Here is an 11,655-nt window from a genome sequence, read left to right as displayed (position 1 = left end):
GTGAACGTTCCGTCGGCGGGCACCGGCATGTCACAAGTGCAGATCACTGGCGGGTCTTTGGCGGGCGGACGCGGGAGGACGCGTGAAAGTCTGCCGGACGGGCCGCGCGAGCTGATAAAAATGCGGATTGGCGAGCGTCACTCACGGCCCTCACACCTCCCTCGTCCCGAAAGGGAATCGTCGTGCCCAAGTCCCGGTCCGTCCCGACTTCCTGGGGGCTCGCCGCCGCGGCCGCCACCACGCTGCTGGTGGGCTGCTCGGCGGAGGTCAGTCTGTCCAGGACGGAGCCCTCGGTGCCCAAGGACGAGGTGGCGAACACGGCGGCCGAGGAACTCGCCGCGCAGACCGGCCAGCCGAAGCCGGACATCACCTGCCCCGAGGACCTGACCGGCAAGGTCGGCACCACGCTGCGCTGCACGCTGACCGGAACCGACGGCGTCACGATCGGCGTGACAGTGAAGGTCACGTCCGTCGACGGGGACCGGGTCGACTTCAGCGTCAAGGTCGATGACTCGGTTTCCTGAACGGGACCGGGGTGGACCCGTCCCGGTGAGGTGGGAAAGGCTGGCGCCATGAGCGGAATCGAAGCGGTTGTCATCCTGCTGTCCTGGGCCGGGATCGCGGCCCTCGTTGTGTGGGTGTCCCGGCGCAAGGCCCGCAAAGCGCGGGAGGCGCAGGACTCTTACGGAGAGCTGCGGACCTTCGCCGAGGGGCGGGGGTGGGGTTACGAGGAAGTGGTCGAGCGGGTCGCCGGAGGCGGACGGTGGTGGCACCGGACCAACGGCGTGCAGGGGAACAACGTCGTCAGTGGGACGCACCGCGGCTTCGGCTTCCAGGCCTACGAGGTCCATCAGAACCACAACGACATGGACGACACCGTCAAGACGGTCAGCGTCCATTCCAGCTGGTGCCTGGAGCTGGGCGTGGACACCCCGGACGTGCGGGTGCACCGCGACGGCCTGCTCGACACGCTGGAGCACGGGCGCGCCATGAAGACGGGCATCCCACAACTGGACAAGGACTTCCACATCGTCGCCCGCGATGAGGAGCGGGCCCGCGCCGTACTGCTCGGCGGGCTGGCGGAGTTCCTGATGACCGACCGTCGCGCCCCCGAACTACAGCTCCACCTGTCCGGCGGCCGCCTGTTCGCCTGGCGTGAGCGGACCGCGCTGAGCGCCGAGAACCTCGTCGACCCGCTGGACTATCTCGTCGACGCCGCCGGCGTCATGGGGATCAGGACACCCGGCCGTCCCACGCAGGTGCCGTAGAGCGCCCGCGTTCGTCGACTCACCAAGCGAAACAGAGGGGGAAGTGGATGGGCCAGTTCGATGTCGAACCGTCCGAACTGCGGTCTGCCGCCGAGAAGATCAGGGACGCCGCGGGCCGCAGTGACGGCGTCAAGCTCGGCGAACTCGGGAAGTCCAGCGGCGACTTCGGTCACGGGGGCGCGGCGGAGGAGTTCGGGCTGCTGATGGCCACCTGGACAGCGGCCGTCAAGAGCCCGATGAAGGAGGACGCCGACAACTCGGCGGACAAGCTGGACGCCAACGCCGCGTCCTACGAGCAGGCCGAGCGACTGTCCCAGAACAACTTCACCGGGCCCGCGGTCATCGGCCCCGGCATCCACTGACGGGGAATGATGGCGGCACGACTTGGCGACACCCGGGACCCACGCGAGCTGATTCCGGGGAACCCGGCGAAGCTCAGCGGCGACGCGGACCGGCTCGACGGCCATGCGACGACCCTCGACGGCATCGGGGACGAACTGGGCGCCGTCCGCGTCCCTGGTTGGCGAGGAGAGGCCTGCGACGCTTTCTGGGAGGACTTCTCGGGCCAGAAGAAGAAGTGGTACCGCGGCTCGGACGCGCTCAGCGCCGCGGCGACGGCGCTGCGTGACTACGCCGGGGTACTGGAGTGGGCCCAAGGGCAGGCGGAACAGGCCGTCCTGCTGTACGAGGCCGGTGACGAGAGCGGCGGTGAGCAGTTGCTCGAGACCGCGCGCGGCCGTGTCGAGTCGGCGGGTGACACGGCGGCCGGGAAGTTCAAGGCACAGGGCGGCGGGAGTGACGACGCGCCCGACTGGCTCTTCTTCGCGTCCGAAGCGGCGCAGGACGACTCGGGCCTGACCACCCGGCAGTTCGCCGAACTGGCTGGGGACCCCGAGCTGCGCGACCTCGGGGCCTGGGGCAACCAGAAGAACCTGACACCGGAGCAGCGGGACGCGCTGCGCGAGCTCAAAGGGCCGGGCGTCGCGGTGGCCGGCCCCTCCGTCGCCGGCGACGCCAAGGTGTGGGGTGCCGAGGCCCGGGGGCACGGTGCGTTCGCGGGCGGTGACGTCTCCGGGACGGCCGGCGTGAACCTCCTCGGTGTCGAGGGCTCCGCCGGCGTCGGCCTGCTGGACGGCAACGCCACCGCGCAGGCGTCCGGCAAGGCGTATCTCGCCCAGGCCACGGCCGAGGGCAAGTACGAGGCCGGCTGGTTCGGAGTCTCCGGCAAGGGTGAGGTGTACGCGGGAGCCGAGGCCGGCCTCAACGCGTCCGCCGGCACGGGCGGTCTGCACCTCGGGGGTGAGGCGTTCGCCGGTGCCAAGGCCACCACCGAGGGACACGCCTCCATCGCGGGCATCGGCGTCGGCGGCACGGCCGAGGCCTGGGCCGGTGCCGGGGCCGAGGCTCATCTGGACGCCGGCATGAAGGACGGCAAGTTCGTCATCGGCGGCGACCTGGGCGTCGGCCTCGGGGTCGGCGGCAAGCTCGGTGCGCAGGTCGAGATCGATCCGGGCGCGGTCGCCGACGCGGCCGGCGACGCGGTCGACGCGATCGGGGACTGGGACGCCGTCGAAGCCATCGGGGACGTCTTCGGCTGAGCCTCCGCGGGACGGCCCCGCCCGGCCGTCCCGCCGCCCCCTCTCCCTCGCTCTCCCTCTCCCCCTCCGACTCCCGTAGCGTCGGACCCGTATCACAAGGAGTTGATCATCATGCCGGGCACACTTCCGGTGCCGCTCGAGATCGAGCTGCCGCACGGCTGGCACTCGGCGCCCCCGGACGAGGTCGGTGCCCCGGGGGCCGCCTTCGTCGCCCTGCACACCGCTTCCCGGGGTCAGGGCTTCATGCCGAACATCACGGTCACCGGCCGCACCCTCACCGGCGCGGCGAGCCTGCACGGCCTCGCCGAGGACTCGGTCAAGCGGCTGCGCGAGAACGTCGGTGCCGTCGAGGTCGTCAAGCGCACCGAGATGGGCAGCTCGCCGGCGCCGGGCCTGATCGACGCCCCGGGGATCGTGCAGAACGTACGGGTCCAGGCCACCGTCGGCGGACAGCCGATGGAGCTCGCGCAGAGCCAGTTCCTGCTCGTGCTGGAGAACAAGCGCAAGCGCGGTGAGCGCGTCGAGATCGAGATCGCGCTGACGGCGCGCACAAGCCAGCTCCAGGACGTCCTCGCGGACTTCCAGACCTTCGTCTCCCGGCTGCGCCCGGCCGGTCCCGGCGCCCCGGCGGCCTGACGCCAGGTGGCCGAGAAGCATCGGCGGGGCCTGATCCACGGCGGACCATGTTTTCGCAGGTCAGCGCCAATGTGTCCAGAACGCGCAGGTCAGCCGCTCGTCCTTGCGGATACCCTTGACAGGTGACCGACGCCCACGAAACCGCAGCAGACCGTGCACCGCGCACCACCGGAGGCGCTCCTCCGGACGAGACCGGAACTTCTGCCGCACAGGCGCCGATCCCCTTGTTGGAGCCTCGGGAGGGCATTCCGCCGGTGATCGCCGACGCGGACGCGCTCGCCGAGGTGACCGCCGCCTTCGCCGCCGGGTCCGGGCCGGTCGCCGTGGACGCCGAGCGGGCCTCCGGGTACCGGTACGGGCAGCGGGCGTATCTGGTGCAGCTGCGCCGGGCGGGGGCGGGCACGGCGCTGATCGATCCGGTGGGCTGCCCGGATCTGTCCGGGCTCGGGGAGGTGCTGAAGGACACCGAGTGGGTGCTGCACGCCGCCACCCAGGATCTGCCGTGTCTGCGCGAGATAGGGATGGTGCCGACACGGCTGTTCGACACCGAGCTGGCCGGTCGGCTCGCCGGGTTCCCGCGGGTCGGGCTCGGCGCGATGGTGGAGTCCGTACTCGGGTTCGTCCTGGAGAAGGGGCACTCCGCCGTCGACTGGTCGACCCGGCCGCTGCCCGAGCCCTGGCTGCGCTACGCCGCGCTCGACGTGGAGCTCCTGGTCGACCTGCGGGACGCGCTGGAGAAGGAGCTGGACCGGCAGGGCAAGCTGGGGTGGGCCCGGCAGGAGTTCGACGCCATCGCCGCCGCCCCGCCGGCCGAGCCGCGCAAGGACCCCTGGCGCCGCACCTCCGGCATGCACAAGGTGCGCCGCCGCCGGCAGCTCGCCGTGGTCCGGGAGCTGTGGCAGACCCGGGACCGCGTCGCCCAGCGCCGGGACGTTTCGCCGGGCAAGGTGATCGGGGACGCGGCCATCGTGGAGGCGGCCCTCGCGCTGCCGCCCAACGTGCACGCGCTGGCCCAGCTCAGCGGCTTCGGGCGGGTGAACCGGCGGCAGCTGGAGCAGTGGCAGGCGGCGGTCGACCGGGCCCGGGGGTTGTCCGAGGCGCAGCTTCCGCAGCCGGGGCAGCCGGTGACCGGTCCGCCGCCGCCGCGTGCCTGGGCCGACAAGGACCCGGCCGCCGCGGCCCGGCTCTCCGCGGCGCGAGCCGCGGTGTCGGCCCTGGCCGAGGAGCTGAACATGCCGCAGGAGAACCTGATCACCCCGGACACCGTGCGCCGGGTCTGCTGGGAGCCGCCGGCGCCGGCCGACGCGGAGTCGGTGGCCGCGGCGCTCGTCGGGCACGGGGCCCGGCCCTGGCAGGTGGAGCAGGTGACGCCGGTGCTGGTGGCGGCCTTGTCGGCACCGGCGGCGTCCTGAGCGTCACTTCGTCGCCCCGCGCGTGAAGCCGTTGTAGATGAACCGCTGGAGGAGCAGGAAGACGATCAGCGTCGGCAGGATGACCAGCACCGCGCCTGCCGAGATCGTCTCCCAGTGCGCCCCGAAGGGCCCCTTGAAGCGGAACAGCGACGTCGAGATCACGCCAAGATCCTCGGAGGGGAGATAGAGGAAGGGGATGTAGAAGTCGTTGTAGACGGTGATGCCCTTCACGATGACGACGGTCGCGATCGCGGGCCTGAGCAGCGGGAAGATGATCTTCCGGTAGATCGTGAAGGCGTTGGCGCCCTCCACCCGGGCCGCCTCGTCCAGGGAGATGGGGATGGACCGGATGAACTGGAGGAAGATGTAGATCGACACGATGTCGGTGCCCATGTAGAGCAGGACCGGCGCCCACAGGCTGTCGAACATGCCGAGGCTGTTGACGATCTGGAAGGTCGCCACCTGGGTGGTGACGCCCGGGACCAGCGCGGCCACCAGGAACAGCGCCAGCACCAGTTTCTTCATGCGGAAGGCGAAGCGGTCGATCGCGTACGCCGCCATCGACCCGATCAGCACCGTGCCGCCGATGGCGAACAGCAGTACGAAGGCGGTGTTGCCGAAGGCCAGCAGCATCCGGCCGTCCTGGAACGCGGTCACGTAGTTGTCGAGGTTGAACGGGTCGTCCGGCAGGGCCAGCGCGCCGGAGCCGTCGGCCAGCTCGCCGGACGTCTTCAGCGAGGTCAGCAGGACGACGGTGAGCGGCAGCAGGACGACCAGCGCGGCGCCCACCAGGGACAGGTACACCAGGGCGCGGGTCACGGCTCGGCGGGTCATGCGGGCGCCGCCTTCCGGTCCGGGTCGTCGGGGACCAGGCGCCGCTGCACCCAGGTCACCGCCAGCACGATCAGCAGCAGGACGACGGCCGCCGCGGAGGCCAGGCCGGTCTTGTTGAACTGGAACGCCAGCTTCACCGTCTGGATCACGAAGGTCTCGGTGCCGGTCGCCCCGCCGGTCATGATGTACGGGATCTCGAAGACCGCCAGCGAGCCGGAGACCGACAGGATCACGGTCAGGCCGATCACCGGCCGGATGCTCGGCGCGATGATGTACCGGAACTGCTGCCACCGGTTCGCCCCGTCCAGTTCGGCCGCCTCGTACAGCTCCCCCGGGATGGACTGGACGGCGCCCAGGAAGAGGACGAAGTTCAGTCCCGTGTAGCGCCACACCGACACCCCGGCGAGCGACACGTTGGCCGACGTCGACGTGCCGAGCCAGGCCCGGTCGCCGTCGTAGCCGAACAGGTTCAGCACCGAGTCGAGGGTGCCGTCGTCCTGGAAGAAGTAGAGGAAGACGAAACCGATCGCCACCCCGTTGATCAGGTACGGGAAGAACAGCACGCCCTTGAAGAAGTTCCGGAAGCGGATGTCGAAGCTCAGCACTGTCGCGAAGTAGAGCGCGGCGGTGATCTGGACCACGGAGGCGGCGAGGTAGTAGCCGCTGACGAAGAAGACCCGGAAGAGGTCCTCGCGGGTGAAGATCTCCGTGTAGTTGCCGGCGCCGGTGAAGTGGAGTTCGGGGCTGACGCCGTCCCAGTCGGTGAAGCTGTACGCGATCATGTTGGCGATCGGCGCGTAGGTGAAGACGATCAGGAGGGTGAGCGGGGCGAGGAGGAACAGCCAGGGGGTGAGGGGCCGGCGGCGCCGGGTCCGGCGGGGCGGGACGCGGACCGGCGTGGAGGTGAGTGCCGGTGCGCTCCCGCGGGTGGGGTCCGTCATCAGCTGCCCGCCGCCTGGCGGGCCGCGTTCCACTTCTCGCTCAGTTCCTCGAAGAAGCCCGCCAGGTCGCCGTCGGCCGCGCCCCGGGCCAGGTCGACCAGGTCCTGGCGGTAGTCGGGCTGGTAGATGCCGACCTCGGAGGCGTTGTCGATGGCCTTCACCTCGGCGCCCAAGGCGTCGTCGAGGTCGATCAGCTTGACGCCCGCCTCCTGGTAGGGCCCCAGCAGGTCGGGCAGCGGGGCGTCCTTGAGCGGGGAGAGCGCCAGGTTGGCCGCCGCGTAGCCGGACTTCTCGGTGAACCAGTCGATCCAGGCGCGGGCCGCCTCCTTGTGCGCGGAGTGCACGTTGACGGCCTGCTGGTAGTCGGGCGAGGTGACCGCGCAGAACGTGCCGTCCCGCTGCGCCGGGAACGGCATGAAGCCGATGTCGTCCGGATCGGTGCCGGCCTGCTCGGCCGCCTGCCGCAGCTGGATCACCGCCCAGGAGCCGAGCCACATGGTGGCGATCTCACCCTTGGCCAGCTTCGGCTTGGAGCCCTCCCAGTTGGTGGTGGCCGGGTCCTTCTCGCTCAGTCCGGACTTCACGATGTCGTGCAGCAGCGTGTCACCCACCCGCAGGTCGGCGCCCGCGGCCCACGGATCGCCCTCGGCCAGCCGGCTGGTCGCCTCGGTGTCGCAGCCGACCGAGCCGTTGACGTTGGTCCACTGGGTCAGCGGCCACATGTCCTTGAAGTTGGTGTAGTACGGCACCGCGTCGGTCTTCGCGTCGACCGCCTTCAGGTCGGCGAGGAACTCGGCCGGCGAGGTGGGCCAGTCGGTGACGCCGGCCTGCCGCCAGACCCGCTTGTTGTAGACCATGCCCGGGACGACGCCGATCGGGCTCTGCCCGTAGACCTTGCCGTCGACGGTCGAGTAGCCGGTGAAGCGGTACTTCGCCGACAGCTCGTCCTGGCTGCCCAGCGAGGCGAAGAAGCGGGGGTAGTCCTTCTTCTGCACCACGGCCGGGATCATCAGGACGTCGCCGTAGTCCTCCGTGTTCATCCGGATCTTGACCTCGCCCTCGTAGTCGGTGAGGCCGTCGAACTCGACCTTCACCTTGGGATAGGTCTCGCGGAACTCGGCCGCGTACTTCTTCATCGTCCCGTCCTGCACCAGGTCGGTCCGGTGGGTGAGGACGGTGATGGTCCCCTCGACGCTCCCCGGGTCGCCGGGCGCCCCGGCGTCCGCGCCCTCGGTACTTCCCCCGGTGCCCGTGCAGGCCGAGGCCAGCAGGGCGAGGACGGCGATCGATCCGGCGAGCACGTTGCGGCGGTTCATGTGCACCAGCTCCGTTTCGGGCGGACGAGCACGAATGTGGTTGGCCGGTTCCGCACTCTGACAGCGCGCACTGAACCGGTAAAGTCCCGTTTCCGCCAACCGTGCTCAGACAGTGTTCTGATCATGTGACCGTCGCTGTGAACCGGTTAAGGGAGTGTGCATGCTTCAGGCGACACCGCTCACCGAGGGCTGGACCCTGCGTCACCCCGACGGCCCGCTGCCGGCCGCGGTGCCGGGCTGTGTGCACACCGATCTGCTGGCGGCGGGACTGCTCCCGGACCCGTTCCTGGGCCGCAACGAGACCGAGGTGGCGTGGGTGGGCCGCCGGGAGTGGACGTACGAGCGCGCGCTCGACGCGGGTTCCGGGCCCGAGCAGACCGACCTGGTCTTCGACGGCCTGGACACGGCCGCCGAGATCCTGCTGGACGGCCGGCCGCTGGGCCGGACCCGGAACATGCACCGCTCGCACCGCTTCGACGTCACCGGGCTGAGCGGGCGGCTCACCGTGCGGTTCGGCTCCGCGTACGCCGAGGCCGAGGCGGTGCGCGGCAAGGTGGGCGAGCGGCCGGCCGCGTACGCCGAGCCCTACCAGTACGTGCGCAAGATGGCCTGCTCGTTCGGCTGGGACTGGGGGCCGACCCTGGTGACGGCCGGGATCTGGCGGCCGGTCCGCCTTGAGCACTGGTCGACGGCCCGGCTGGCCCGGGTCCGCCCCCTGGTCACCGTCGCGGACGGCACCGGCGACGTCGAATTGCGCGTCGACGTCGAGCGGACCCGCGTCGAGGCACCGCTCACCGTCGAGGCCCGCGTGGCCGGCGTCACCGCCCGCGCGGACCTCGACGGCAGCCACGGCACGGTACGGCTGCGGGTACCGGACGCGCAGCTGTGGTGGCCGCGCGGATACGGTGAACAGCCGTTGTACGACGTCGAGTTGACGCTGCTGCACGGGGACGTTCCGCTGGACGTGTGGCGGCGCCGGATCGGGTTCCGGAGCGTCGGGCTGGACACCTCCGCCGACCCGCACGGCACCGGCTTCACCCTGGTCGTCAACGGCGAACGGCTGTTCGCGCGGGGCGTCAACTGGATCCCCGACGACGTGTTCCCGTCCCGGATCACCCGCGAGCGCTACCGGGAACGGCTGGCGCAGGCGGCCGGCGCGGGCGTGGACCTGGTCCGGATCTGGGGCGGCGGCATCTACGAGAGCGAGGACTTCTACGACGCCTGCGACGAACTGGGGCTGCTGGTCTGGCAGGACTTCCCGTTCGCCTGCGCGGCCTACCCCGAGGAGCAGCCGCTGCGCGGCGAGGTGGAGGCCGAGGCCCGGGAGAACGTCGTACGGCTGATGCCGCACCCCTCGCTGGTGCTGTGGAACGGCAACAACGAGAACCTGTGGGGGTTCCGGGACTGGGGCTGGGAGCCGCGGCTGGCCGGGGACTCCTGGGGCGAGGGCTACTACCTGGGGCTGCTGCCGCGCGTGGTCGCCGAGCTGGACCCGACCCGGCCGTACACCGCGGGCAGCCCCTGGTCCGGGTCCTGGGACCGGCACCCGAACGACCCGGCGCACGGCACCCACCACTCCTGGGAGGTGTGGAACCGGGCGGACTACGCGGCCTACCGCGCCGATGTGCCGCGGTTCGTGGCCGAGTTCGGCTGGCAGGCGCCGCCCGCGTACGCCACGCTGCGCCGCGCGCTGCCCGGCGAGCCGCTCGCGGCGGACTCCCCCGGCATGCTGCACCACCAGAAGGCCGAGGACGGCAACGGCAAGCTGGCGCGCGGCCTGGCCCGGCACTTCGCGCTGCCCGGCGCCGACGCGTTCGACCGCTGGCACTACCTCACGCAGGTCAACCAGGCCCGCGCGGTCGCGGCCGGAATCGAGCACTGGCGCGCGCACTGGCCGGTGTGCGCCGGGACGATCGTGTGGCAGCTCAACGACTGCTGGCCGGTGACCAGTTGGGCCGCGATCGACGGCGACGGCCGGGAGAAGCCGCTTTACCACGAGCTGCGGCGGCTGTACGCGGACCGGCTGCTGACCCTCCGGGAGGGCGAGCTGTCCGTGGTGAACCAGGCCGCCGAGGAGTGGACCGGGACGGCGGTGCTGCGGCGGATGTCCGTCGAGGGGGCGGAGCTGGGGCGGGCGGAGGTGCCGTTCGCGGTGGCGCGACGGGCGGTGGGCCGGGTCCCCGTACCCGAGGAGCTGGCTCCCGCCGGTCCGAAGGAGTTCCTGGTCGCGGACGCGGCCGGGCTGCGCGCCCTGCGCTTCCCCGCTCTCGACCGGGACATCCCGTACGTACGCCCGGAGTTCGACGTCGGCCTCGTGCCCGGCGGCGTCACGGTGACCGCCCGCACCCTGGTCCGGGACCTGCTGCTGCAGGCCGACCGGCTGGACCCGGCCGCGCGGGCCGACCGGGGGCTGGTCACCCTGCTGCCCGGCGAGCGCGTGACCATCGGCGTGCGCGGCTGGGAGACTCCCGACGCGGGCGCCGCCCGATCGGCCCTGTACTGCCTGGAGCCCCCGCGATGACCAGCGGCCCCCGCGTCACCATCAAGGACGTCGCCGCCCGCGCCGGCGTGTCCAAGGGGGCGGTGTCCCTCGCCCTCAACCGGAAGCCGGGCCTGTCGGCGGCGACCCGGGACAAGATCTTCCGGGCCGCGCGGGAACTGGGCTGGGCGCCCGACGCGACCGCCCGGACGCTGGCCGGATCGCGGGTGGACGTGGTGGGCCTCGCGATCTGCCGGCCCGCCCGGCTGCTCGGCCTGGAGCCGTTCTACATGGAGTTCGTCTCCGGCGTGGAGAGCGTCCTGACCGAGCAGTCCTGCTCACTGCTGCTGCGGCTGGTGCGCAGCGTGGAGGAGGAGGCCGGGCTCCTGGAGTCGTGGTGGCGGGGGCGGCGGATCGGCGGGGCGATACTGGTCGACTTCCGGGACGGGGACCCCCGGGTGGAGCCGGTGGCGCGGCTCGGCATCCCGGCGGTCGCGGTCGGGCACCCCGCGCTGACCGGCGGGCTCACCTCGGTGTGGACCGACGACGCGACCGCCGTCACCGAGGCGGTGCGGTATCTGGCGGCGCTCGGGCACCGGCGGATCGCCCGGGTCGGGGGTGCGGCGGCGCTCGGGCACACCGCGATCCGTACGGCCGCGTTCGAGGCGGCGGCGCGGGCGCTGGGGCTGGCGGGGGCGCGGCAGGTGGCCACCGACTTCTCGGGGGACGCGGGGGCGCGGGCGACGCGGTCCCTGCTGGCGGCTGGGCCGGGGGAACGGCCGACGGCGGTGGTGTTCGACAACGACATCATGGCGGTGGCGGGGCTGTCGGTGGCGGCGGAGATGGGGGTGCGGGTGCCGGCGGACGTGTCGTTGCTGGCGTGGGACGACTCGCAGCTGTGCCGGTTGACTCATCCGACGTTGTCGGCGATGAGTCATGACGTGCATGGTTTTGGGGCGGAGGTGGCTCGGACGTTGTTCGCGGTGATCGGCGGGGAGGGGGCGGGATCGCACGCGGTGCCCACGCCGGTGCTGACGCCTCGGGGGTCGACGGCTCCCCCGAAAGAGGTGTGACCTTCACCGCTGGCCCCTCCGGGACTGGGCAGCTACGTTACCCACAAGTAGCATGGGTTGAGCAAGCGCTCAGCGTCCCGCACCCTGGAGGAGAGCCA

At 71.7% G+C, this 11,655-nt stretch carries 11 protein-coding genes; 8 read left to right on the top strand and 3 right to left on the bottom strand.

Annotated features, from left to right (window positions below):
• Nucleotides 1-182 precede the first annotated feature (182 nt).
• The 6 genes from ACTT8P_RS13910 (at nt 183) to ACTT8P_RS13885 (ending at nt 4,914) form a co-directional block, all read left to right on the top strand.
• On the top strand, nt 183-524 hold the full coding sequence (locus ACTT8P_RS13910) for a DUF4333 domain-containing protein (protein WP_442831927.1): 342 nt from the start codon (nt 183-185) through the stop codon (nt 522-524).
• Between the two features lie 48 nt (nt 525-572).
• A complete protein-coding gene (locus ACTT8P_RS13905; protein ID WP_442831926.1) occupies nt 573-1,268 on the top strand; it encodes a hypothetical protein in 696 nt (231 codons plus the stop codon).
• A 47-nt stretch (nt 1,269-1,315) separates the two neighbouring features.
• Complete coding sequence (locus ACTT8P_RS13900) at nt 1,316-1,630, top strand: WXG100 family type VII secretion target (RefSeq protein WP_442831925.1); 315 nt, start codon at nt 1,316-1,318, stop codon at nt 1,628-1,630.
• Between the two features lie 9 nt (nt 1,631-1,639).
• Nucleotides 1,640-2,866, top strand: a complete 1,227-nt coding sequence (locus ACTT8P_RS13895; RefSeq protein WP_442831924.1) for a putative T7SS-secreted protein — start codon at nt 1,640-1,642, stop codon at nt 2,864-2,866.
• 111 nt (nt 2,867-2,977) lie between these two features.
• The gene (locus ACTT8P_RS13890) at nt 2,978-3,502 is read left to right on the top strand and encodes a hypothetical protein (RefSeq protein WP_442831923.1); all 525 of its coding nucleotides are present in this window, start codon (nt 2,978-2,980) and stop codon (nt 3,500-3,502) included.
• 122 nt (nt 3,503-3,624) lie between these two features.
• Nucleotides 3,625-4,914, top strand: coding sequence for an HRDC domain-containing protein (locus ACTT8P_RS13885; protein WP_442831922.1), 1,290 nt, complete (start codon nt 3,625-3,627; stop codon nt 4,912-4,914).
• A gap of 3 nt (nt 4,915-4,917) precedes the next feature.
• On the opposite strand, the gene ACTT8P_RS13880 is transcribed toward ACTT8P_RS13885, so the two are convergent.
• The 3 genes from ACTT8P_RS13880 to ACTT8P_RS13870 are packed head-to-tail and all read right to left on the bottom strand — an operon-like array spanning nt 4,918 to nt 8,005.
• Nucleotides 4,918-5,748 (bottom strand): carbohydrate ABC transporter permease, encoded by an 831-nt coding sequence (locus ACTT8P_RS13880; protein ID WP_442831921.1) that lies wholly within the window; start codon nt 5,746-5,748, stop codon nt 4,918-4,920.
• The gene (locus ACTT8P_RS13875) at nt 5,745-6,689 is read right to left on the bottom strand and encodes a carbohydrate ABC transporter permease (RefSeq protein WP_442831920.1); all 945 of its coding nucleotides are present in this window, start codon (nt 6,687-6,689) and stop codon (nt 5,745-5,747) included. Before ACTT8P_RS13875 ends, ACTT8P_RS13880 begins: the two co-directional genes overlap by 4 nt.
• Nucleotides 6,689-8,005, bottom strand: a complete 1,317-nt coding sequence (locus ACTT8P_RS13870; RefSeq protein WP_442831919.1) for an ABC transporter substrate-binding protein — start codon at nt 8,003-8,005, stop codon at nt 6,689-6,691. The genes ACTT8P_RS13875 and ACTT8P_RS13870 overlap by 1 nt, the downstream gene beginning before the upstream one ends.
• A gap of 160 nt (nt 8,006-8,165) precedes the next feature.
• Here ACTT8P_RS13870 and ACTT8P_RS13865 point away from each other — a divergent pair, with 160 nt between their 5' ends.
• A complete protein-coding gene (locus ACTT8P_RS13865; RefSeq protein ID WP_442831918.1) occupies nt 8,166-10,526 on the top strand; it encodes a glycoside hydrolase family 2 protein in 2,361 nt (786 codons plus the stop codon).
• A complete protein-coding gene (locus ACTT8P_RS13860) occupies nt 10,523-11,557 on the top strand; it encodes a LacI family DNA-binding transcriptional regulator (protein WP_442831917.1) in 1,035 nt (344 codons plus the stop codon). The genes ACTT8P_RS13865 and ACTT8P_RS13860 overlap by 4 nt, the downstream gene beginning before the upstream one ends.
• The last annotated feature ends 98 nt before the right edge of the window (nt 11,558-11,655 follow it).

The organism is Streptomyces sp. JW3, from assembly GCF_052216785.1.
GTDB lineage: Bacteria > Actinomycetota > Actinomycetes > Streptomycetales > Streptomycetaceae > Streptomyces.
The sequence above is the reverse complement of the archived record's forward strand: the minus strand, read 5'-3'. Positions and strand labels throughout refer to the sequence as shown.